At 72.3% G+C, this 22,847-nt stretch carries 17 protein-coding genes; 10 read left to right on the top strand and 7 right to left on the bottom strand.

The window, feature by feature from the left end:
• Positions 1-168 precede the first annotated feature (168 nt).
• Positions 169-918: a ferritin-like fold-containing protein gene (locus GTY56_RS07945; RefSeq protein ID WP_033313892.1), complete on the top strand. Its 750-nt coding sequence runs from the start codon at positions 169-171 to the stop codon at positions 916-918.
• A 56-nt stretch (positions 919-974) separates the two neighbouring features.
• Here the strand turns inward: GTY56_RS07945 and GTY56_RS07940 are convergent, their stop codons facing one another.
• From GTY56_RS07940 to GTY56_RS07925, 4 genes are all read right to left on the bottom strand, one after another.
• Entirely contained in the window at positions 975-1,244 is a 270-nt protein-coding gene (locus GTY56_RS07940; protein WP_033313856.1) for a hypothetical protein, read from the bottom strand.
• A 267-nt stretch (positions 1,245-1,511) separates the two neighbouring features.
• Positions 1,512-1,739 carry a DUF3107 domain-containing protein gene (locus GTY56_RS07935; RefSeq protein WP_030854792.1) on the bottom strand — a complete coding sequence of 76 codons (228 nt, stop codon included), beginning with the start codon at positions 1,737-1,739 and terminating at the stop codon, positions 1,512-1,514.
• Positions 1,740-1,874: 135 nt separating this feature from the next.
• A complete protein-coding gene (locus tag GTY56_RS07930) occupies positions 1,875-2,522 on the bottom strand; it encodes a TetR family transcriptional regulator (protein ID WP_161363884.1) in 648 nt (215 codons plus the stop codon).
• A gap of 207 nt (positions 2,523-2,729) precedes the next feature.
• Positions 2,730-2,954 (bottom strand): Rv3202a family protein, encoded by a 225-nt coding sequence (locus GTY56_RS07925; protein ID WP_161363882.1) that lies wholly within the window; start codon positions 2,952-2,954, stop codon positions 2,730-2,732.
• 255 nt (positions 2,955-3,209) lie between these two features.
• On the opposite strand from GTY56_RS07925, the gene GTY56_RS07920 reads away from it, so the two are divergent.
• From GTY56_RS07920 to moeZ, 7 genes are all read left to right on the top strand, one after another.
• Entirely contained in the window at positions 3,210-4,256 is a 1,047-nt protein-coding gene (locus tag GTY56_RS07920) for an alpha/beta fold hydrolase (RefSeq protein WP_161363880.1), read from the top strand.
• Between the two features lie 8 nt (positions 4,257-4,264).
• Entirely contained in the window at positions 4,265-5,914 is a 1,650-nt protein-coding gene (locus GTY56_RS07915) for a DUF3152 domain-containing protein (RefSeq protein ID WP_161363878.1), read from the top strand.
• 243 nt (positions 5,915-6,157) lie between these two features.
• Positions 6,158-7,969, top strand: a complete 1,812-nt coding sequence (locus tag GTY56_RS07910) for a DUF3492 domain-containing protein (RefSeq protein WP_161363875.1) — start codon at positions 6,158-6,160, stop codon at positions 7,967-7,969.
• Entirely contained in the window at positions 7,966-9,417 is a 1,452-nt protein-coding gene (locus GTY56_RS07905; protein WP_202509865.1) for a hypothetical protein, read from the top strand. Before GTY56_RS07910 ends, GTY56_RS07905 begins: the two co-directional genes overlap by 4 nt.
• A gap of 137 nt (positions 9,418-9,554) precedes the next feature.
• A complete protein-coding gene (locus GTY56_RS07900; RefSeq protein WP_161363874.1) occupies positions 9,555-10,514 on the top strand; it encodes an NAD-dependent epimerase/dehydratase family protein in 960 nt (319 codons plus the stop codon).
• Entirely contained in the window at positions 10,502-11,251 is a 750-nt protein-coding gene (locus tag GTY56_RS07895; RefSeq protein WP_161363872.1) for a spherulation-specific family 4 protein, read from the top strand. Before GTY56_RS07900 ends, GTY56_RS07895 begins: the two co-directional genes overlap by 13 nt.
• Positions 11,252-11,314: 63 nt before the next feature.
• Positions 11,315-12,493, top strand: a complete 1,179-nt coding sequence (gene moeZ, locus GTY56_RS07890) for an adenylyltransferase/sulfurtransferase MoeZ (RefSeq protein ID WP_161363870.1) — start codon at positions 11,315-11,317, stop codon at positions 12,491-12,493.
• Positions 12,494-12,564: 71 nt separating this feature from the next.
• Here moeZ and GTY56_RS07885 read toward each other — a convergent pair whose 3' ends face one another.
• The 3 genes from GTY56_RS07885 to GTY56_RS07875 form a co-directional block, all read right to left on the bottom strand.
• Positions 12,565-14,034, bottom strand: a complete 1,470-nt coding sequence (locus tag GTY56_RS07885; protein WP_161363868.1) for an alpha/beta hydrolase — start codon at positions 14,032-14,034, stop codon at positions 12,565-12,567.
• A gap of 133 nt (positions 14,035-14,167) precedes the next feature.
• Positions 14,168-15,712: an alpha/beta hydrolase gene (locus tag GTY56_RS07880; protein WP_161363865.1), complete on the bottom strand. Its 1,545-nt coding sequence runs from the start codon at positions 15,710-15,712 to the stop codon at positions 14,168-14,170.
• Between the two features lie 172 nt (positions 15,713-15,884).
• The gene (locus GTY56_RS07875) at positions 15,885-18,614 is read right to left on the bottom strand and encodes a lysylphosphatidylglycerol synthase domain-containing protein (RefSeq protein WP_161363863.1); all 2,730 of its coding nucleotides are present in this window, start codon (positions 18,612-18,614) and stop codon (positions 15,885-15,887) included.
• Positions 18,615-18,800: 186 nt separating this feature from the next.
• On the opposite strand from GTY56_RS07875, the gene GTY56_RS07870 reads away from it, so the two are divergent.
• Both GTY56_RS07870 and GTY56_RS07865 read left to right on the top strand, forming a co-directional pair.
• Complete coding sequence (locus GTY56_RS07870) at positions 18,801-19,190, top strand: MGMT family protein (RefSeq protein ID WP_237524441.1); 390 nt, start codon at positions 18,801-18,803, stop codon at positions 19,188-19,190.
• Between the two features lie 266 nt (positions 19,191-19,456).
• Positions 19,457-22,786 carry a UvrD-helicase domain-containing protein gene (locus GTY56_RS07865; protein WP_161363859.1) on the top strand — a complete coding sequence of 1,110 codons (3,330 nt, stop codon included), beginning with the start codon at positions 19,457-19,459 and terminating at the stop codon, positions 22,784-22,786.
• Positions 22,787-22,847: the final 61 nt, after the last annotated feature.

Below are 22,847 nucleotides of genomic sequence, written 5' to 3'. Positions count from 1 at the left end.
GGCATCCTCATACGTGCGGCCTGTCGAGGTACGTCGACGTACCAGCAGGCGCATTACCACCATACCCCGGAATCGCGCACATGGGATGGCCGATTCGGTCACGTAGTCGTCGTCACAGTGAATGACCAGGGCCTTACGCCCCCCGGCGGGCAGACTATTGTGCGCTTCATGACGAGCTCTGACAAGCCTGAGAACGCCTCGGACACCGCCGCCGCCGAACCGACCTCGGTCGCCGCCCGGGACTGGGCCACGGCCTCCGCCGACCCGCAGTACCGCGCCGCGGTCGTGGACCTGCTCGGTGCGCTCGCGTACGGGGAGCTGGCGGCGTTCGAGCGGCTCGCGGAGGACGCCAAGCTGGCGCCGACACTGGCGGACAAGGCGGAGCTGGCGAAGATGGCCTCGGCGGAATTCCACCACTTCGAGAGGCTGCGCGACCGGCTCGCCGAGATCGGGGAGGAGCCGACGCGGGCGATGGAACCGTTCGTCGCCGCCTACGACGGCTTCCACAAGCAGACGGCCCCCTCGGACTGGCTGGAGGGCCTCGTCAAGGCCTACGTCGGCGACTCCATCGCCAGCGACTTCTACCGGGAGGTCGCGGCCCGGCTGGACTCCGACTCCCGCAACCTCGTCCTGGCCGTGCTCGACGACACGGGGCACGGCGGCTTCGCCGTGGAGAAGGTGCGGGCCGCGATCGACGCCGACCCGCGCGTCGGCGGGCGGCTCGCGCTGTGGGCGCGGCGGCTGATGGGGGAGGCCCTGTCGCAGTCCCAGCGGGTGGTCGCCGACCGCGACGCACTGTCGACCATGCTGGTGGGCGGTGTAGCGGACGGCTTCGACCTCGCCGAGGTCGGCAAGATGTTCTCCCGGATCACCGAGGCCCACACCAAGCGGATGGCCGCGCTGGGTCTGGCCGCCTGACGCTCCCCGGCCGGCCTGCCCGCGCCGTCGTCAGCGCCGCCACCGTCGGCGACCCCTCAGGCGGTCGCCGACCGGCGGCGCAGTCTTCCCGCGGGGCGCAGCAGCAGCGACAGCGAGGCCACGGAGACGATCACCGCACCGAGCAGCACGAGCAGCACGTGCCCGGCGTCCAGCGCGCTGTGCATCACGAAGGCCCCGAAGAGGGCGCCGGCGACACCGGTCGACAGCACCATGGGGCGCGCCGGGAGACGGTGCGACAGGCGGTGCGTGGCCGCCCACGCCAGAGCCAGGCCGAGGATCGCGGAGCTCAGCGCTTCCAGGAGCATGTCGGGGTCCCTCCCACACGGCCGGCTGCCCACATCGTCGTAGCCCGTCATACCCCTGACCTGCGGAATCCAATCCACTCCTGTGGGCGACCTGTGCGCCATCCGTGGACGGAGCGGTGCGCCGCAAGGGGAAGCCGAGGGCCACGCGGGAGGGGTGTCCGGGAGAGAGCCATGCAAACGGGGGGCGGCTGCGCAAACGGGGGGACGGCTGCACATACGGAGGGGGCGGAACGGCCGACAGCCGTTCCGCCCCCTCCGCGTATGCGCCTACAGCGCGCCGAAGCCCACCTTGCGCGGGGCCGGCTCACCGATCTCGACGTACGCGAGACGGTCGGCCGGGACGAGGAGCTTGCGGCCGTGCTCGTCCACGAGGCTCAGCAGCTGCGACTTGCCTGCCAGTGCCTCGGCGACCACGCGCTCGACCTCCTCGGCAGTCTGACCGCTCTCCAGAACGATCTCGCGGGGCGCGTGCTGCACGCCGATCTTGACCTCCACGGCTATGTCCCTCCGACGGTCAGTGATGTGCGCGACCTTCCGCGCCGTACGCAGCACACATTAGCCCGGTGAGGGGACATACATGCTCCGCCCGAGAACGCCACGAGCGAACACCGGACGGGAACAACGCGCCCGTCAGTGGTGAGGCTGGTCCATGCCGTGCAGCGGGAAGCCCGCGATACCGCGCCACGCCAGCGACGTGAGCAGCTGCACGGCCTGGTCGCGCGGCACGCTGCGGTCGCTGTGCAGCCACGACCGTGCCACCACCTGAGCCAGGCCGCCCAGGCCTGAGGCCAGCAGCATCGACTCCGCGCGCGACAGACCGGTGTCCTCGGCGATGACGTCGCAGATCGCCTCCGCGCACTCGTTCGTGACCTTGTCGACGCGCTCGCGCACGGCGGGCTCGTTCGTCAGGTCCGACTCGAAGACCAGGCGGAAAGCACCGCCGTCGTCCTCGACGTAGGCGAAGTAGGCGTCCATCGTCGCCCGGACGCGCTGCTTGTTGTCGGTCGTCGACGCGAGCGCGTGCCGTACGGACTGGATGAGCGACTCGCAGTGCTGGTCCAGCAGCGCGAGATAGAGGTCGAGCTTGCCCGGGAAGTGCTGGTAGAGCACCGGCTTGCTGACGCCAGCGCGCTCCGCGATGTCGTCCATCGCGGCCGCGTGGTAGCCCTGGGCCACGAAGACCTCCTGGGCGGCGCCCAGGAGCTGGTTGCGTCGGGCACGGCGCGGCAGGCGTGTGCCCCGCGGGCGAACCGCCTCTGTCTGCTCGATGGCTGTCACGCCGCCTCCCATGTTCGTCCATGTGCGGATCTGGCCGCGTCGCCATCGTACTTTTCGGTAACCGTGGTGTGCGCGGTGAGAACGCAGAATTTCACGGACCGGACGGTTGCGAAAGCGGTTGCGAAGGTTTCAAACAGGGTCAGAGCGGGCAAAATGCTGCCCCTTTCCTGTTCGGGTGAGCTGCTCGTCGCCCGTCGGCGGCGAGTGTCACCGGTAGTCGTCCTCGTCGAGCGAGACGATCCGGGCCTGCTCCACCAGGTCGGCCTCGTTGGCCCGGCCCGGGTCGACGGCGGTCAGCGGGTCGTCGCGGTCCGGCGCGATGTCCGCCTGCTGCTCGGCCGCGTCGACCTCGGGGGCCTCGACGTCGAACTCCTGTGCCTCCGGCGCGTCCTCGGCCTCGAACGTCTCGGGGTCGGTGGGGTCTACGGCCATGTTGGGCTCCCTTCCTACGAACGTCCCTGGGAATGCAGGGGCCACACGCGGGTGCCCTCTGTACGAGCCTAGGAGACACCCGATCCGGACGCTATGCGATCCGCGTCCGGGACGTGACACAGTGCGCATTCCGTTGACTGTTACCCGCGGGCGACCGGGTGCCTCGTCTTCCGCCCCCGCAACGGGCCGAATCCTGTGACGGCGAACACAGGCGAACACATGAGTCACTGCGTGATCGTCTCGTAACATTGCCGCATGTCTTCGACCGAGCTGCCGTTCGTGCCGCCCGCCAATGTGCTGCCGAAGGTGGGGACCGTCCGGGTCGCGGAGGGCGAGCGCCTGCGGTCGGTCGAGCTGCCCGGCGTCACACTGACGGTCCGGTCGAGGCCTCCCGCGCGCGAGGGGCTGCCGCCCGCGCTGTACGTGCACGGGCTCGGCGGTTCCTCGCAGAACTGGTCGGCGCTGATGGCGCTGCTGGACGGCGTCGTCGACGGCGAGGCCCTCGACCTGCCCGGCTTCGGCGACTCCCCGCCACCGGACGACGGCAACTACTCCGTCACGGGCCACGCGCGCGCCGTCATCCGTTACCTCGACGCCTCCGGGCGCGGCCCCGTGCACCTGTTCGGGAACTCGCTCGGCGGCGCCATCACCACACGTGTCGCCGCGGTCCGGCCAGATCTGGTCCGTACGCTCACGCTTGTGTCGCCCGCCCTGCCGGAGATCCGAGTGCAGCGCGCCGCCGTGCCCACGGGGCTGCTGGCGGTGCCCGGAGTCGCCCTGCTCTTCACCCGTCTCACCCGGGAGTGGACCGCGGAGCAGCGCGTCCGCGGCGTGATGGCGCTGTGTTACGGAGACCCCGGGCGGGTGACGCCGGAAGGATTCCGCAACGCAGTGCAGGAGATGGAACGGCGGCTGCGGCTGCCGTACTTCTGGGACGCGATGGCGCGCTCCGCGCGCGGGATCGTCAACGCGTACACCCTGGGCGGCCAGCAGGGACTGTGGCGCCAGGCCGCACGGGTCCTCGCCCCGACCCTGCTCGTCTACGGCGGCCGCGACCAGCTCGTCGGCTTCCGCATGGCCCAGAAGGCGGCCCGGGCCTTCCGCGACTCCCGGCTCGTGACGTTGCCCGACGCGGGCCATGTGGCGATGATGGAGTACCCGGAGACAGTGGCTCTGGCGTTTCGTGAACTTCTCGAAGACGCCGGAGAGTTGGGCGCGCAGCGAGCGAGGCGGGCCGGCCGGGAGGACACCGGGGGCCACGCCGTCGACGAAGAAGGCACCGACGAGAGCATGGGGGGCTGAGGCGCGACGTGGGACGCCACAGCCGCCGCGGACCGGTCGCCAAGGGCGACAGCGCGGACACAACCGCAGTACGGGACGGCCGGACCGGGGCCGCGCAGGGTCAGAGGCCGGGCCCTGGCCCGGGCCAGGCGCCGGACGCCGGACGTGGAGCCAGGACCGCACCGCCCGGCGCCCCGCAGGGCGGCTGGCCGTCGCAGGGCCCGCGCAGGGTGCCGGGGCCGCGGACCGCGGCGGCAGAGGGGGCACCGCCGCCATCCGGCATGCCGCGCCTCCCCGACGGCTGGCACCCGGACGGCACACCGCCCCAGGGCCTCCCGCGCCTGCCGGACGGCACGCCGGTGCGGGGGGTTCCGCGACTTGCCGACGGGGCTCCGGCGCGGGATCTTCCGGGGTTGCCGGACGGGACTCCGGCGCATGGTTTTCCGCGGTTGCCCGACGGGACTCCTGCGCATGGTGTGGCGAGGCCGGCTGACGGGAGCCCCGGGCGGGGCGTTTCACGGCTGCCCGACGGCACGCCCGCGCACGGCTTTCCGCAGGCCCGCGGCGGGCATCCGGAGCAGCGCGAAGCCGGAGGCGGCTGGGGTGAGTTGAGAGGGAACGGCGGGGCACCCGCCGAAGTCGGTGCCCCCATACCGCGGCAGCGCCGGGCATCAGTGCCCGGGCCGCGGCAGGACTATATCGATGCCTTCGTCGACGAGGAGGACGACGTCTTCGCGCCCCGCACGCCCGCCTCCGCGCACGCTGCGGACGCCCACGCCTCCGTCACGGACTGGAGCGTCGGCGGCGCCGCCGACTCCGGGTCCGGGGCCGGCGGGCCGGGCGACGCGAGGCCCACCGGCGCGCCCGTGCCGGGCAAGGGCGGCAAGGGCCGTACTTTCACCGGCATCGCGGCCGCGGCCGTCACCACCGTGCTGGCCGTCGTCGTCGCCGGCCAGGTCACCGACGACAACGGCGGCGCCGGCGTGCAGTCGCAGTCCGCACCCGACCGGGCCCGCGACGTCCGTGACTCCGCATCGCGCGCGGACGGCCGGGCACCCGCCCCCGAGGTCAAGCCGCTGACGTACGACGAGAAGATGGGCCGGACGTACCCGCTCGGAGCCAAGCTCAAGGGTTCCGGAAGGTTCGACGCCGTCCCCGGCATCGCCGAGGCGCCGGGTGCCGGGCAGAAGTTCACCTACCGCGTCGACGTGGAGCAGGGACTCGGGCTCGACGGCGCACTGTTCGCCGAGGCCGTGCAGCAGACGCTCAACGACCAGCGCAGCTGGGCCCACAACGGCGCCCGCACCTTCGAGCGCATCTACTCCGGCAAGCCCGACTTCGTGATCACTCTCGCCAGCCCCGGTACGACCGCCGACTGGTGCGCCAAGTCGGGCCTGGACACCACCCAGGACAACGTCTCCTGCGACTCGGCCGCGACCGAACGCGTGATGATCAACGCCTACCGGTGGGCCCAGGGCTCACCGACCTACGGCGACAGCAAGATCCACGCCTACCGGCAGATGCTGATCAACCACGAGGTCGGCCACCGCCTCCGCTACAACCACGTCACCTGCGACAAGGACGGCGATCTCGCGCCGGTCATGCAGCAGCAGACCAAGTTCCTCGACCATGACGGAATCCGCTGCCGCGCCAACCCCTGGCCCTACCCCGGGAACTGACGGGCGTCACAGGCCGCTGTCCTCGTGAATCGACGGGAGTTGGCCGCGGCATGACGATCCGTGTCCGCTTGATCTCCTAGCGCGACAGAACGCGACCCGCACGGGAAAGTTACGACCGTTCACCCCTTTTGGTGGTGCGACGGACAACCGTCCGTCGCACCACCGCCTTGTCCGCATACGTTCGTCCCGCTGCGAGCCGCCGGGCAACGGCGGCTCCCCATACGGGAGATCGGGGGTGCACTCGTGCGCATCGGACTGCTTACGGAAGGTGGCTATCCGTATGTGAGCGGTGACGCCAGGCTCTGGTGCGACCGGCTGGTGCACGGACTCGCCCAGCACGAGTTCGACGTCTACGCGCTCAGCCGCAGCCAGCACCAGGAGGACGAGGGCTGGATCCCGCTGCCGCGGAACGTCCGCAGAGTGCGCACCGCGCCACTCTGGATGGCGGAGGACGACGAGGTGGCGCTCGGGCGCCGCGCACGCCGGCGGTTCGCCGAGTGCTTCGGGGAACTGGCCGCCGTACTGTGCGGGGCGCCGGAGGCTTCGTCGAGAGGTGCTTCCGGTGTTTCCGGTGCTGCCGCGGGTGCTTTCCGTGCTGCTGCGGGGATCTCCGGGAGTACCTCCAGGGCTTCCGATGCCTCCAGTGCCTCCAGTGCTACCGGAGGTGCTCCGACCTTGGAGGCGGACCGTTTCGCCAATGCTCTGTACGGGCTTGCCGAACTCGCTCGCGAGGAGGGCGGACTGACAGGAGCCCTCCGGTCGGAGGCCGCCGTGCGCACCCTGGAACGCGCCTGTCGCGCACCTGGCGCCCACCGCACGGCCCGTGAGGCGCGCGTCCCGGATCTGCTCACCGTCGCCGCACACCTGGAACGCGCCCTGCGCCCCCTCTCCCTCGACTGGTACGAGGACGACGGGCTCGGTGCGGTCGACCTCTGCCACGCCGCGTCCGGCGGCACGGCCGCCCTGCCCGGCCTGCTCGCCCGGCACTTCACCGGTGTGCCCTTGATGGTCACCGAGTACGGCGTGCGCCTGCGGACGCACTACCTCACCGCCCCGGACGCCCCACCCGCCGTACGGTCCCTGCTGGCGGCCTTCCAGGGCCGACTCGCGGCCGAGGCCTACCGGCAGGCCGAGGTCGTCACCGCCGGCAACACCCACGCCCGCCGCTGGCAGGAGCGCTGCGGTGCCGAGCGCGAGAAGCTCCGCACGGTCTACCCCGGCATGAACGCCCGGCCCTTCGCAGAGGTGGGCGAGTCCCCGGACTGCGCCGACCCCGACACGCTCGTGTGGGTCGGCCGCGTCGAGCCCGCCAAGGACCTGGTCTCGCTGCTGCACGCTTTCGCGGAGGTCCGCAAGCAGGCGCCGAGGGCCCGCCTGCGCATCGTCGGCGCGCCCGCAGGCCCCGAAGGCGCCGCCTACCTCGGCCACTGCAGGACGCTGGCCGCCCAGCTCTTCCCCGACGAGGCCGAGGGCCCGCACACCGCCGGGGACAACCCGGTGTCCTTCGAGGAGACCGGCGGTCCGGAACTCCCGGCCGTCGCCGACGCCTACGCCTCGGGCGCCGTGACTGTCCTCTCCAGCGTCGTCGAAGGTTTCCCCGTCGGCCTCGTGGAGGCCATGCTCTGTGGTCGGGCGACAGTGTCGACGGACGTCGGCGCGGTCGTGGAGGTCATCGGAGGCACCGGTCTCGTCGTACCGCCGCGCAACCCGCGGGCGCTCGCCGAGGCGTGCGTGGCACTGCTGCGTGACCCCGAGCGGCGTGCGCGCCTGGGAGCCGCCGCTCGCGCCCGGGCCCTCGAACTGTTCACGGTCGAGCAGAACATCGAGGCATTTCACAGCATTTATCTGGAGATCGTCTCCCGGGCGCCGGTCCGCCGGGCCCTCCTCGACGGAGCGGGAGAGCCGCTGCCTTTCGCGGTCCCCGCCGAAGCACATGTGTCCGTCCGCTGGACCGCCGCGTCGCCCGACCTCGCCGCCCGCAGCGGCCCCGGCTGGGCTGCGAGCAGGCCCGTACGCGCGACCACGCCGCTCCACGCCCCGGAGGGCGCCCGATGAGCGACTTGGACGAACTGGACCGTCCGGGAGCCCCGACCAGCTCCGGCGCACGGAATGTCCACCCCGAGAAGGAATCGGCCACGACGATCACGGACTCGGCCACCACGGAATCGGCCCCGGCGCACTCGGCGCACTCGGCCGTCACCGACCCGACAGCCTCTGACGCGTCCGCAGACCTCAAGGTGCGCGGAAACCGGAAGCCGGCGGCCGACCCCAGGGTGTCCGGGGCACGGGAATCGGCTTCCGGCCGCAGGGTGTCCGGGACGGGGGAGCCGGCGGCCGACCTCAAGGTGCGCGGGACGGAGGAATCGGCCTCCGACCGCAAGGCGTCCGCCCCGCGCCGGGGCGCTGCCGACCCGGTGAAAGCGCTGATGCACCGTCATCGGGAGCTCTGCGAACGCGCGGTGGACCCCCTTGAGATCGCCGCGGGACTGGAGGCGCACGGCATCACCGACCGGACCGCCGCCCGCTTCCGCCACCGGGACGTCTTCTCCCTCGCCGAGGAGATGTACGCGCGCGTCTCCCGGGACGGGGACACGCCCCTGCCCGCCCCACCCGTCACGCCCCGGGTGCGCGCCGGCTGGGCAATTCTGAGCCTGCTGCCCGGTGCGCTGTGCGCCGCCGCCGTGACCGCCGTGCACCTCACCCACGGGCAGTCACGCCTGCTCGCGGCCACAGCCGGTGCCCTCGCCGTGGCCCTGGCACTCCGCGCCGCCCTGCGCCGTGGCCCCCTCGGCAGAACCGATGCGGACCGGCCCGGTGCGCGGCCCGGAGCGGCCTCCGGCCGGACCGCCCCCTGGACCGTGTGGCTCATCGCCTACTCCGTTCTCGGCAACGGCCTGCTCGACAGCGCCCTCGCCGGAGGCCCCGACGCCCTGCCCACCGGCACGGCCGACGGCCCCTGGCCCCTCACCGCCGCCCCGGTCCTGGCCCTCGCCCTGGCCTGCGCGCCCGCCGTCTGGACCGCTCACCTCTTCACCGTGCGCACCCGTCGCCGACTCGGGGCCAGTCGCGGTCTGGAGGACTTCGCCGCCGCCGTACGCCCCCTCCTGCTCGGCACGTTCGCCCTGTTCCTGGGCGCCCTGGCGGGCCTGCTCACCCTCTGCGCTGCACTCCTCGACGAGCCCGCGGCCCTCGCGCAGGTCCTGGCCCTGGGCTCCCTCCTGTTCCTGGCCCGCCTCCTCACCACGCACGGCTTCACCTACGCCCCCGCCGTGGTCCTCACCGCCGCGGCCACGGTCGAGGCGGCCGCCCTCGCCACGGTCTTCGCCGCCCGCCTCCCGGGTCTGGGCTTCCTCGCCACCCCCGTCGAGACCCTCGTCACCACCTGGGGCGCCGGGAGCGTCCCCGCGCTCACCTGCGGTGTGGCGGCCCTGACGCTCCTCATCCACGCGACCCGCAAGCTGACCCGGGCCTCGGCCCACGCACCGCCGGAACCCGCGCAGTGACCGCCGCGGACACCGGCCCCGCCGCCACGGGCGCCCCCCCCGCCCCGTCCCTTCCTATCCGCTCCCTTTCTTTCCGCCCCGAGGAGAAATCGCATGATCACCCACCCAGGAACCCCGGCGACTTGGGGAGCCGCGCGATGAGAGTCCTGCTGATCGGAGCCAACGGCTACATCGGGCGCTTCGTCGCCGACCGTCTGCTCGCCGACCCGGCCGTGCAACTCACCGCCCTCGGACGCGGCGACGACGCCGATGTCCGCTTCGACCTCGCCTCCGGCAGTCCCGGTGCCCTCACCCGCTTCCTCGACGCGGTCCACCCCGGTGTCGTCGTCAACTGCGCCGGCGCAACCCGCGGCGGGGCCCGCGAACTCACCCGCCACAACACCGTGGCCGTGGCCACCGTCTGCGAGGCCCTGCGCCGCAGCGGCTGCGGCGCCCGGCTGGTGCAGATCGGCTGCAGCGCGGAGTACGGCCCGAGCCAGCCCGGTTCCTCCACCGCCGAGGACGCCGTGCCCCGGCCCGGCGGTCCGTACGGGGTCAGCAAACTCGCCGCCACCGAGCTGGTCCTGGGCTCCGGTCTGGACGCCGTCGTCCTGCGTGTCTTCTCACCGGCCGGGCCCGGCACCCCCGCCGGCTCCCCGCTGGGCCGCCTCGCCGAGGCCATGCGCCGCGCCATGCAGTCCGGCGACGGTGAGCTGAAACTCGGCGGTCTCGGCGCGCAGCGCGACTTCGTCGACGTCCGTGATGTGGCCCGTGCCGTCCACGCCGCCTCGCTCTCCGCCGCGCAGGGTGTCATCAACATCGGGTCCGGCCGCGCGGTGCGCCTGCGCGACGCCGCCGCGGTCCTCGCCCGGGTCGCCGGATACGGCGGCGCCCTCCACGAACTCGACGGTCCGCCCGGCGCCCTGCGCACGGCCATCGGCCACCCCCGCCCCGACCCGGACCACGCGCCCCCCGTCGCGTACCCGTACCCCGACGGCTGCGGCGGCTGGCAGCAGGCAGATGTGCGCACCGCTCGCGACCGGCTCGGATGGCGTCCCCGGATCGGCCTGGAGGAGTCCCTCGCCGACATCTGGATGGAGGCGGCATGCCGCATCTGACCAGATCCCGGCGGCACACCGCGGGTACGGAACTCCGCCCCGGCGTCGGCGTCCCCGGGTACGCGCACCCCCTCCTCGCCCCCACCGAGTGGGGCGAGCTGACCCGCCCCGGCACCCCGCTGCACTGGGTGGTCCTCAACGTGTCCGACGGCCCCGGTGCCCGCCCCGACCCGCACTGCCTGGAGGCGGCCGGCCGGCTGCGCAACGCGGGCGTCCGCGTCCTCGGCCACCTCGACACCCGGTACGGCACCCGCGACTTCGGCGAGCTGATCTCGGACGCCCACCGGTTCGTCGACTGGTACCAGGTCGACGGCTTCCTCCTGGAGCGCTGCCCGGCGGACCACGCCGGGCTGCCCGAGGTCCGCCGCACGGTCGCCACGCTCCGCGTGATCCGTGACGCTGCCCACATCGTCCTCGGCCACGGCATCCACCCGCACCCCGGTTATGTCGAGCTCGCCGACCAGCTGGTCACTTTCTCCGGCCCCTGGAGCGACTACCGCTGGTCGCAGGTGGCCGAATGGACCGCCGACCATTCGCCCGAGCGCTTCTGCCACTTCGTCCACGGCGTACCCCGCCCCCACCTGACCGAGGCGCTGCGCATCGCCCGCTGGCAGGGAGCCGCGACGGTCTGGATCACGGACCACACGGACGGCGGCGGGGGAGCCGACCCCTGGGAGGCCATGCCCGGCTACTGGGACGAATTCGTCTCGCGTGTCGGAACAGGTGTCTCGGAATGAAAAAGCGCATGGCACTGTTACGGGGAGAACAACCGTAGTGATTGACCGACCAACGGAGTCCCCGTGTCGCTGCCACCCCTGGTCGAGCCGGCTTCCGAGCTCACCGTAGACGAGGTCCGCAGGTACTCCCGCCACCTGATCATCCCCGACGTCGGGATGGACGGGCAGAAGCGGCTGAAGAACGCCAAGGTGCTGTGCGTGGGCGCCGGCGGCCTGGGCTCGCCGGCGCTGATGTACCTGGCCGCCGCGGGCGTCGGCACCCTCGGCATCGTGGAGTTCGACGAGGTCGACGAGTCGAACCTGCAGCGCCAGATCATCCACAGCCAGGCCGACATCGGCCGCCCCAAGGCCGAGTCCGCCCGTGACAGCGTCAAGGGCATCAACCCGTACGTGAACGTGATCCTTCACGAGGAGCGGCTCGAGGCCGACAACGTGATGGAGATCTTCAGCCAGTACGACCTGATCGTCGACGGCACGGACAACTTCGCGACCCGCTACCTGGTCAACGACGCCTGCGTGCTGCTGAACAAGCCGTACGTCTGGGGCTCGATCTACCGTTTCGACGGCCAGGCGTCCGTCTTCTGGTCCGAGCACGGCCCCTGCTACCGCTGCCTGTACCCGGAGCCCCCGCCCCCCGGCATGGTCCCCTCCTGCGCCGAGGGCGGCGTCCTGGGTGTGCTGTGCGCGTCCATCGGCTCCATCCAGGTCAACGAGGCCATCAAGCTCCTCGCCGGCATCGGTGACCCGCTGGTCGGCCGACTGATGATCTACGACGCCCTGGAGATGCAGTACCGCCAGGTAAAGGTGCGCAAGGACCCGAACTGCGCGGTCTGCGGCGAGAACCCGACCGTTACCGAACTCATCGACTACGAGGCCTTCTGCGGGGTCGTCTCCGAGGAGGCCCAGGCGGCGGCCGCCGACTCCACGATCACTCCCAAGCAGCTCAAGGAGTGGATCGATGACGGCGAGAGCATCGACATCATCGATGTCCGCGAGCCGAACGAGTACGAGATCGTCGCCATCCCGGGCGCCCGACTGATCCCGAAGAACGAGTTCCTCATGGGCACCGCCCTGGAGAGCCTCCCGCAGGACAAGAAGATCGTCCTGCATTGCAAGACGGGTGTCCGCAGTGCGGAAGTCCTCGCGGTCCTCAAGTCCGCGGGCTTCTCGGACGCGGTGCACGTCGGCGGCGGCGTGATCGGCTGGGTCAACCAGATCGAGCCGTCCAAGCCGGTGTACTGAACCGCACCGGTCCCCCCTCTCCGAGCGGCGGGGGCTTCGCGCACCACGGGTGCGTGGAGCCCCCGCCGTCGTCATGAGCAGACCTTGCCGTCCTTCGGCACCGTGCCGTCCAGCAGGTAGGCGTTCACCGTGGAGTCGACGCAGTCGCTGCCACTGCCGTACGCGCCATGTCCCTCGCCCCGCCAGGTGAGCATCACGCCGACGCCCTTGCCGAGCTCGTCGGCCATCCTCCGCGCTCCCTCGTACGGGGTGGCCGGGTCGCCGGTGTTGCCGACCACCAGGACCGGTGCCGCGCCGGGGGCGCTCACCTCCGGAGTGTCGTGCCGGCCGGGCACCGGCCAGTCGTGGCACCAGCCGGCCGTGTCCCAGCCGAGGAACGTCCCGAAGACGGGGGAGATCTTCTCGAACCGGGGCAGCAGCCGCTTCGTCCCGGCCGTGGTCGGCCGCTGCCGGTCGTCCAGGCACGATATGACCCGTTGGGAGTGGGTCGTCGTGCCGTAGCGCCCGGACGGATCGCGTTCGTTGTAGCGGTCGGCGAGGGCCAGCAGCTCCGAGCCGTCGCCCCGCTCGGCCGCGTCGAGGGCGCTGGTCAGCGTCGGCCAGCTGTCCTTGCTGTAGAGCGGAAGGATGATGCCCGTGACCGCGAGGGTCTGCGTCAGCTTCCGCCCGGGTGTGCCCGCCGCCAGGGGCCGGGCGTCGATCCGCCGCAGGAGGTCCGCGATCTTGCGCGTGCCCTCCTCGGGGTCCTGTCCCGTGGACGTGAGGTAGCCGTTCAGCGCGCGTTGGAAGCCCCTGGCCTGGTTCTCGGCGTGGCCCACGGTGTCGGCGCCGGGGTCGACGACCGCGTCCAGCGTCATGCGGCCCACCTTCTTCGGGAAGAGGTGGGCGTAGGTGCCGCCCAGTTCGGTGCCGTAGGAGATGCCGAAGTAGTTCATCCTGGTGTCGCCGAGGACTTCGCGGATGCGGTCCATGTCGCGGGCCGAGTCGGCGGTCGAGACGTGCGCCAACAGCTTTCCGGCGTTCTTCCGGCAGCCCTCGCCGAAGTCGGCGGCGTCCTCGAAGTACGCCTTCTCCTCGGCGGGGGTGTCCGGGGAGACGTCCACCGACTCGGCGGCCTGGATCTCCTTGTCGCCCCGGCACCGCACGCCCTCGCTGGCGCCCACGCCGCGCGGGTCCCAGCTCACCAGGTCGTAGCGTTCGCGGAGCGAGGAGACGGTGGGGGCGTACGACGGCATCATGGACAGGCCCGAGGCGCCCGGGCCGCCGAAGTTGAACAGCAGTGACCCCACGCGGTCGTCACCGCGGGCCTTGGCGCGGATCAGCCCCAGGCCGATCGTCTCGCCGTCGGGCTCCGACCAGTCCAGCGGCACCTTCAGCGTCGCGCACTGCCAGTCGCTGCTCGGCGCGGGGCCCTCGGCGGTGGCCTTGCAACGGCCCCATGAGAGCCCGCTCCTGCCGTCGTCGGACGAACCGGCGCTGCAGCCCGCCGCCAGCAGGGCCGAGGCGGCCGCCAGAGCGGTCCACCGAACGAAGCGCGTCATTGCCCATCCCCCCTCGCAGGCCGTCCGCTCCGTGCCGCGGATGGCGGTCAGGCCATGGTAGGCAGATCCCGGTTCGGCCGTTTCGGCCTGTGGATAACCTTCTGACCTGCGAGTATCCGGGATCTCCGGGAGGTCAGGTGCAGACGGTCCCCGCCGGCGGCACCTTTCCGTCCAGCAGATAGCCGTTCACCGCGCCCTGTACACACGTGTTCTTGCTGTCGTACGCCCCGTGCCCCTGCCCCCGGTACGTCAGCTCGACCCCGACTCCCTTGCCCAGCGCGTTCGCCATCGCCCGGGCACCCTCGTACGGCGTGGCCGGGTCGCCCGTGTTGCCGACGACCAGAATGGGTGCCGCGCCCGGAGCGCTCACGTCCGGATGGTCGGCGGCGCCGGCCACGGCCCAGTCGGTGCAGCCGATCATGCCCCACGCCAAGGAGTCGCCGAACAGGGGTGACGCGGCCCGGAACTCCGGCAGCCGCCGCTCGACGTAGGCGGCGTCGTAGCGAGGTTTGGCATCGGCGCAGCTGATGGCGGTGAAGGCGGCGGTCGAGTTGTCGTACTCGCCGTTCTCGCTGCGTCCGTTCATCAAGTCGGAGAGGATCATCAGGGTGCTCCCGTTGCCGTCGTAGGCCTCCACCAGGCCATCGGTGAGGATGTCCCAGAGATCCTTCGAGTACAGGGCCTGCAGAATGCCGCTGGTCGCCGCGGTCTGGGTCAGCTGGCGCGGGAAGATGCCCTCGATCGGCTTGCGGTCGAGATCCTTCAGCAGTCCGGCGATGCGGTCCTTCACGTCCTTCGCGCTGTCGCCGATCGGGCATTCCTCCGTCTTCGACACGCAGTCCTCGGCGAAGTTGTCGAAGGCGAGCTGAAAGCCCTTGGCCTGCCCCAGCGAACTCTGTTCGGAGTTCTGCGTGGGGTCGACGACGGCGTCGAACACGACGCGGCCGACCCGCTCGGGGAACAGGTGGGCGTAGACGCCGCCCAGTTCGGTGCCGTAGGAGATGCCGAAGTAGTGCAGCTTGCCGTCGCCGAGGACCTGGCGCATCAGGTCCAGGTCGCGGGCCGCGTCGGTGGTGCGCACATGCGGCAGGATCTTCCCCGAGTTCTGCTCGCAGGCGTCATTGAACTCGGTGGTGCTGTCCAGGAGCCGGGTGCGTTCGGCGGTGTCGTCGGGGGTGCCGTCCTGCTGGAAGTAGGCGTCGAGCTGCTGGTCGTTCTCGCAGATCACAGGGTCGCTGCGGCCGACCCCGCGCGGGTCGAAACTGACCAGGTCGTAGCGGGTGCGCAGCTTCTCGTAGCCCTCCGCGAACGCGGGCAGGGTCGTGACGCCCGAGCCGCCGGGGCCGCCGAAGTTGAAGATGAGCGAGCCGATGCGTTCGTTCGCGGCGCCGGTCGTCCTCACCCGGATCAGTTCGAGGCCGATCGTGTCGCCCTTCGGGTCGTCCCAGTCGAGCGGGGCCTTCATGGTGGCGCACTGCCACTCGCCGTCGTCCGGCAGGGGAGAGGGCGGGGCGCCTCCGCCCTGGGCCTCGTCCGGGGCCGGGCAGGCCTTCCAGCTCAGTTCCTGCCGTGTCACGTCCTCGCCCTGGGCGTCGTCTCCGCACCCCGCCAGCACGGTGGACAACAACACGGCGGAGACGGTCAGGACGGCGGCCCGCGGCCGGAGGAGGGATGGCATGGTTCCATCCTGCGGCGGTCCCGGACGGGGCGCGCGGGACGCGTGCCGTACGAGGTAAGAGGGGCAAGAGGGTTCTGCGAGGCCAACCGACCGTCGGCACGGACGGCCGGGAGCGCCGCCGCCGCGGCGGCCCGGCTGATCGTGCGCGGGACCTGCTTCCGGCCCGGTCGGATCAGAGGGCCTGCTTGCGCGTGAGGTGGTTGAAGGCCAGCCAGCCCGGCAGCACGGGCAGCCACAGCGTCAGCAGACGGAACAGCAGGACCGCCGGTGCCGCGACCTCCTTCGGGAGCCCGACGGCGATCAGACCGACCGTCAGGGTCGCCTCGACCGCGCCCACACCGCCCGGTGTCGGGGCCGCCGATCCCAGGGCGTTGCCCGCGAGGAAGACGACGGCGACGCTGGCGAGGCTGATCGACGTGGACTCGTCGCCGAACGCGCGGATCGAGGCGTCCAGGCACATCACGAAGCAGGCGGTCAGCAGCAGCATGCCGCCGATGCCGGTGACCAGCTTCTGCGGCCGTTGCAGCACGTCCAGCATGCGGGGCACGACACCCGCGAACAGCGACCGCACGCGCGTGGAGACGAACTTGCGCAGGAACGGCACCGACGTCACCACGAGGACGAGTACCGCCACCGTCAGCAGACCGGCGATGACCGTCCGGGAGGGCGACAGCGACGGCGTCTTCTCGGTACCGGTCAGATAGCCGAAGGCCAGCAGCATCAGGATGTGACAGCCGAGCCCGAACAGCTGCGACGCGCCGACACTCGCCACCGCGAGCCCAGGCCGCACGCCCGCGCGCTGGAGGAAGCGTGTGTTCAGGGCGACTCCGCCCACCGCCGCCGGGGCGACGATCTTCACGAACGATCCGGCGACCTGCGCAGCCACGGTCCGCACGAACGGCACCCGCTCGGGCACGAATCCCAGCAGCGCCATCGCCGCCGCCACGTAGCTGCACATCGAGAACAGCACGGCCGCGGCGACCCAGCCCCACTCGGCGTTCGCGATGAGCGGCCCGAACTCGATGTGTGTGAGCTGCGTCAGCAGGAAGTACGCGCCGATCGCGCCGGCCATGAAACTGATCAGCGTGCGCGGCCGCACCCGCTCCAGCCGGGCCGGCTCGACGGGTGCCTGCGGCCTGATCCGCAGCACCGCGTGCCGGATCTGCGTGAGCAGGTCCTCCTCGCGCGCTTCCTCCACGGCCTCGTCGATCGCCCGCTTCTCGGCCCGCTGCTCCGCCCGCACGGCCTTCTTGTCGGGCTTCACCAGGACGGGCGCGGCGGCGTCCGCTTCCCCCTCCGGACGGGCCTGCTTGGCCTGCCGGGACGCCTCCAGGACCGCGTCGCGCTCGCGCTGGGCCCGCTCCCGTGCCAGTCTGCGCAGCGTCGCGCGCGTGGAGCGGCTGAGGGCGATGGGCTGGAGCATCGGCAGGCAGTCCGCCACCGCGTCCGGACCGAGCACGCCCACCGCCGAGGCGACCGCGCGCTCGGCGCCCACCCGGAGGCCGAGCGTCACCAGCAGCTGCGAGGTGTCCATGCGCAGCAGCAGATCACCGGCCGCGATCTCGCCGACGCGCAGGTCGGTGAGGATCACCGTGCCGGAACGATCCACCAGAATCGCGTCTCCCACCAGCCTGCGGTGCGCGATGCGCCGCGACTGCAGGGCCTTCACCTGGTGCCAGGTGTCGCGCAGCAGGTCGTCGGTGATCTCCTCGTCCGACAGCGAGTCGAGGGTGCGTCCGCCGCTGTGCTCGTAGACGAGCATCACCGCGTCGGGGCCGAGCTCGGAGGTGGCGATCAGCTTGGGCGCGTTGGCGCCTGCCGCGATCGCCGCATACGCCAGCAGGGCCTCCTGCTCCAGGGCCTGCCGCAGCGACTGGAGGCTGCTGCGGGTGGCGAAGCCGCGCAGGGTGAGGTTGCGCCAGGCACGGTAGAAGAAGCCCTGGGCCTGCTGCTCCCGGTCCACCACCGTCACGTCAAGGGGCGGGCCGTCCTCCAGGGTAACGAAGTAGCGCCGGCCTCGGTCCCCGGTGTCCGGGTTATCCGAAGTGTCCTCGCGCGAGGCGCTGACGGGGCGGAAGCCGACGGTCCGCAGGCCGGCCATCAGCGTCTGCCCTGTGGGCCGGACGTTCGGGGAGCCGACCGCGTACAGCGTGCCGTAGGCCACCGTCCAGCCGATCAGCACGGTCAGGATGATCGAGAACGGAGTCGTGTACCCGGTGACGAGCATCGAGAAGGCGTCGAGGAGCAGCACGACCCACAGCACCGCGCGCCAGCGCGGTCTGCGCGACATGCCGACGGCCGTCATGTAGGCGATGACCGGGGCCAGATAGCCGTGCACGGGATCGGTCAGCGCGTGGATGTCACCGGGGGAGGGCTGGGTGAGCGCCTCCTGGATCGAGTCGGGGGCTGCCCGGGCGACCCACAGGTCGGTGGCGAGGGTCACACCGTGCGCGAGGACCGCCGCCAGCACGCCGTCGGCGATGCGCAGTCCGTCCCGTTTGATCAGCCGCTCGATGGCGAAGGCGACCGGCACCAGCAGGATCGCGATGCTGGAAGCCAGCCCCGCGATCTTGATGAGCAGATCGGGCGCCTGACCGGTGCCCTTGTTGATGTCCTGTTCGAGGCCGGAGGTGGTGCCGTGCGCGAACGCGGCGATCCCGATCAGGATCACGACGGCGAGTACGCCCACCAGCAGGCGCATCAGGTCGGAAGGGCGGTGCACGCGCGCGGGGAGCAGCGGTTCGTCGCCCTCCACCTCGTCGATGTGCGCGAAGTCGGGCTCCTCGGCGGCCGCACGGTTCTTCTTCGCGGCTCCCTTCGGACCGTCGTCCCGAGTGCCCGGGCGCGACGAAGCGTCAGAGGTGCCTTCCGTGTCCTCGGGGTGCGCACCCTGCTGCTTCATCGTCTCTTCTTGGTCTCGTATCACCGGTCACCGCCCGCACGATGGTGGCATGCCGCACCGGCACACGGGGCAATCAGGGTGCACATGCGGGGGCGGACAGTCTGCCCGACGCACTCCTGCCGAGCGAGCAGAACGCTCCGGAGCACGCCCGGCCCGTTGTCGGTGCCGTGGGGCAGGATGGGGCGGATGAGTGAGCAGAGCCCTGAGGGGGGCCGGTACGAGGACGAGCCCGCGCACGCGCTGCCCGAGTACGCCGAGCGGGTCCTCGACGTCGCCGAACTGATCCCGCCGGGCCATGTCATGACCTACGGGGATGTCGCCGAATGGCTGGAGCAGGGCGGTCCGCGGCAGGTCGGCCGGGTGATGGCGCTCTACGGGGGAGCCGCCCCGTGGTGGCGGGTCGTCCGCGCGGACGGCGTCCTGCTGCCGGGGCACGAGCAACGGGCGCTCGGGCACTACCGGGCGGAGGGCACACCCCTGAAGGAGGCGAGCCGTGCCGCCGAGGGCCACCTGCCGCGCATCGACATGAGACGGGCGCGGTGGGACGGCGGTGATCGCGCGGAGGGTCACACCTGACAGCTTCCGCCATCCGACGGCCTCCTGTGTGACCCGTGATCCGTACGGGGGAATCGGGGCACCCCGACGGCATGACGTACGTTCGTGAGTGGAGGGGCACGAGAGCCGCGAGTGCCGTGAGTGGCCGGCGGGAAGAAGGGGAAGCCCTGCTTCCGCCTCGCTCGTCGGCGTAGCGTCGGCTGCGCGTGCCCCCGTCACCCCGCGGTCACCGCCCGCCACGCGCGGTGGCCCGCCCACCAGCACTTCCACCAGAACCGGCGAACCACGTGAGCTCCTCTTCCTCCACCAGCGGCCTGCCGCACCCCCGGGCGCGGCGGGGGAACCGTGGCGCTTACCGCCTGGTTCGTACCCCTCCTGCCCGCGTGGACCCCCCTCATCTGGACGCCTCGCAGCGCTCCGTGGTTGACCACACGGCGGGACCGCTCCTCGTCCTCGCAGGTCCGGGCACCGGCAAGACCACCACCCTCGTCGAGTCCGTGGCCGAGCGAGTGGCCCGGGGCGGGGACCCCGAGCGCATCCTGGTACTCACCTTCAGCCGCCGGGCCGCGGTCGAGCTGCGCGACCGCATGGCCCGGCGGACCGGGGCCGCCCGCGCTCCCCGGACGACCACCTTCCACTCGTTCTGCTACGCCCTGGTCCGCGCCCACCAGGACAGCGCCCTGTTCGTGGAGCCGCTGCGGCTGCTCTCCGGCCCCGAGCAGGACGTCTCGGTGCGCGAACTACTCGCGGGCCAGCTGGATCTGGAACGGCTCGGGCTCGCACACGTGCGCTGGCCCGACGAACTGCGCGCCTGCCTGACCACCCGCGGTTTCGCCGACGAGGTCCGCGCTGTCCTCGCCCGCAGCCGTGAACTGGGCCTCGGCCCCGACGCTCTGGACGCCTTCGCCCGCCGCACGGGACGGCCCGACTGGCGCGCCGCGGCCGCCTTCCTCGCCGAGTACCTCGACGTCCTCGACCTCCAGGGCGTGATCGACTACGCGGAACTCGTCCACCGCGCGGTGCTCCTCGCACGCCGCCCCGAGGTCGCGGCGTGGCTCGCCGCCCGGTACGACGCCGTCTACGTCGACGAGTACCAGGACACCGATCCCGCTCAGGTACGACTGCTGCACACCCTGGCCGGCGGCGGCCGCACGCTCGTGGCCTTCGGCGATCCCGACCAGTCGATCTACGCCTTCCGCGGCGCCGACGTGAACGGCATCCTGGACTTCCCGCACGCCTTCCCCCGCGCGGACGGCCGCCCGGCTCCCGTCACCGTGCTGCGCACGTCCCGCCGCTCCGGCGCCGGTCTGCTGGCCGCCACCCGGCTGCTCACCCAGCGCATGCCGCTGACCCGGCTGCCCGCCGAGAAGGTGCGCGCCCACCGCGAACTCGCCCCCGTACGGGACGGCGGCCGCGTCGAGGCGTACACGTACCCCACGTCCGGGACGGAGCTGGACAACATCGCCGACATCCTCCGCAGGGCCCACCTGGAGGACGGCGTCCCGTGGAGGGACATGGCCGTCCTGGTCCGCGCCGGCTCCCGCACCATCCCCACGGTCCGCCGCGCCCTCACAGCGGCGGGCGTCCCCGTCGACGGCGACGGTGACGACGTGCCGCTGCGGCACGAACCGGCGGTGGCACCGCTGTTGACGGCGTTGCGGGCGGTGGCCCTTGCGGAGGCCGCCGGGCCTGCCGACAGGAACACGGCGGCCGAGGGCGCTCCCGACGCGGGGCCGGCCGCCTCCTGGCTCGACACCGAGACCGCCCTCACTCTCCTCACCTCACCCCTCGCGAGCATGGACGCGGCCGACCTGCGTCGCCTCGGCCGGGCCCTGCGCGACGAGGAGCGGGCCGCCGGCACCCCGCTGCCGCCGCCCTCCGACGTGCTGCTCGCGCAGGCACTCGCCGAGCCGGAGCGGCTGGCCGTGCACGACCCCGCGTACGCGCGCGGCGCCCAGCGCCTCGGCGCACTGCTGCGCAAGGCCCGCGAGCGCCTGGCCGGCGGCGGTACGGCCGAGGAGGCGCTGTGGGACCTCTGGGAGGGCACGCCCTGGCCCACACGACTGGAGCGGGCCGCCCGTCGGGGCGGCGCCGCCGGGCGCAACGCGGACCGCGACCTGGACGCCGTCTGCGCCCTTTTCGCCACCGCGGCCCGCGCAGAGGAACGCACCGGCGGCCGGGGCACCCTGAACTTCCTGGAGGAGATCGAGGCCGAGGACATCGCCGCCGACACCCTCGCGCGGCGCACCGTACGCCCCGACGCCGTCCGCCTGATGACAGCCCACCGCTCCAAAGGCCTTCAGTGGCGCCTCGTGGTCGTGGCGGGTGTCCAGGAGGGGCTCTGGCCGGACCTGCGCCGCCGTGGCTCCCTCCTGGAGGCCGACCGCATCGGCCGCGACGGGCTCGCCGAACCCCTCACCCCCGGCGCGCTGCTCGCCGAGGAGCGCCGCCTGTTCTACGTGGCCGCCACGCGCGCGAGCGAGCGTCTCGTCGTCACCGCGGTCAAGGCCCCCGCGGACGACGGCGACCAGCCCTCCCGCTTCCTGACCGAACTCGGCGTCGAACCCAAGGACGTCACCGGACGCCCCCGCCGCCCGCTGTCCGTAGCCGCCCTCGTCGCGGAACTGCGGGCCACCACGGTCGACCCGCGCGTCTCTGACGCCCTCCGGGAGGCCGCCGCCCGCCGCCTGGCCCGGCTCGCAGCCCTGGCCGACGAGGACGGCCGCCCCCTGGTGCCGTCCGCGCACCCCTACCGCTGGTGGGGCATGTTCGAGCCCACCGACTCCAAGGTGCCGCTGCGCGACCGCGACCAGCCCCTCGTGCTCTCCGGCAGCGCCCTCGACCAGCTCGCCAACACCTGCGCCCTCCAGTGGTTCCTGGGCCGCGAGGTGAAGGCCGACGCACCCGCCACGGCCGCCCAGGGCTTCGGCAACGTCGTGCACGTCCTGGCTGACGAAGTCGCCTCCGGGCACACTCCGGCCGACCTCGGTGTCCTCATGGAACGCCTCGACTCCGTGTGGAACGCGCTGGCCTTCGACGCGCCCTGGAAGTCGGCCCAGGAGAAGGACAACGCGCGCGTGGCCCTCGAACGGTTCCTCCAGTGGCACGTCATGAACCGCACCGGGCGCACCCCGGTGGCCAGCGAGCACGACTTCGACGTCACCCTCGAAGCAGGCGATTACCAGGTGCGCATCCGCGGCCAGATGGACCGGGTCGAGGCCGACGGCGACGGCCGCGCCTACGTGGTCGACTTCAAGACCGGCAAGCAGGCGCCCGGTTCCAAGGAAGTGGAACGCCACCCGCAGCTGGCCGTCTACCAGCTGGCCGTCCGCGAGGGGGCCGTCGACCAGGCCTTCGACGGCGTGCGCCCCGAGCCGGGCGGCGCCGAACTCGTCCACCTCCGGCAGGGAGCGGCCAAACGCGACGGCGGGGAGACCCTGCCCAAGGTGCAGGCCCAGGAGCCGCTGGAGGGGGAGTGGGTCGGCGACCTGCTCGCCACGGCCGCCGGCAAGGTCCTCGACGAACGGTTCACACCGACCGCAGGGCAGCACTGCACGCACTGCGCGTTCCGGGCCTCGTGCAGCGCCCGGCAGGAGGGGCGTCACGTCGTGGAGTGAGCTATCGCACCACATGTGCTGACCTGCGCTTCCTCCTCCCCGGAGACCCGTTCGGTCACCA

Origin of the sequence: Streptomyces sp. SID5643 (genome assembly GCF_009872555.1) — a bacterium.
GTDB lineage: Bacteria > Actinomycetota > Actinomycetes > Streptomycetales > Streptomycetaceae > Streptomyces > Streptomyces iakyrus.
This window is presented reverse-complemented; position numbering and strand designations above follow the sequence as displayed.

What these genes read in the sequence shown, in the direction of transcription:
- GTY56_RS07945 (WP_033313892.1), top strand. Translation starts at nt 169, where the DNA reads ATGACGAGCTCTGACAAGCCTGAGAACGCCTCGGACACCGCCGCCGCC.
- GTY56_RS07940 (WP_033313856.1), bottom strand. Translation starts at nt 1,244, where the DNA reads ATGCTCCTGGAAGCGCTGAGCTCCGCGATCCTCGGCCTGGCTCTGGCG.
- GTY56_RS07925 (WP_161363882.1), bottom strand. Translation starts at nt 2,954, where the DNA reads ATGGCCGTAGACCCCACCGACCCCGAGACGTTCGAGGCCGAGGACGCG.
- GTY56_RS07920 (WP_161363880.1), top strand. Translation starts at nt 3,210, where the DNA reads ATGTCTTCGACCGAGCTGCCGTTCGTGCCGCCCGCCAATGTGCTGCCG.
- GTY56_RS07905 (WP_202509865.1), top strand. Translation starts at nt 7,966, where the DNA reads ATGAGCGACTTGGACGAACTGGACCGTCCGGGAGCCCCGACCAGCTCC.
- GTY56_RS07900 (WP_161363874.1), top strand. Translation starts at nt 9,555, where the DNA reads ATGAGAGTCCTGCTGATCGGAGCCAACGGCTACATCGGGCGCTTCGTC.
- GTY56_RS07895 (WP_161363872.1), top strand. Translation starts at nt 10,502, where the DNA reads ATGCCGCATCTGACCAGATCCCGGCGGCACACCGCGGGTACGGAACTC.
- GTY56_RS07885 (WP_161363868.1), bottom strand. Translation starts at nt 14,034, where the DNA reads ATGACGCGCTTCGTTCGGTGGACCGCTCTGGCGGCCGCCTCGGCCCTG.
- GTY56_RS07880 (WP_161363865.1), bottom strand. Translation starts at nt 15,712, where the DNA reads ATGCCATCCCTCCTCCGGCCGCGGGCCGCCGTCCTGACCGTCTCCGCC.
- GTY56_RS07875 (WP_161363863.1), bottom strand. Translation starts at nt 18,614, where the DNA reads ATGAAGCAGCAGGGTGCGCACCCCGAGGACACGGAAGGCACCTCTGAC.
- GTY56_RS07870 (WP_237524441.1), top strand. Translation starts at nt 18,801, where the DNA reads ATGAGTGAGCAGAGCCCTGAGGGGGGCCGGTACGAGGACGAGCCCGCG.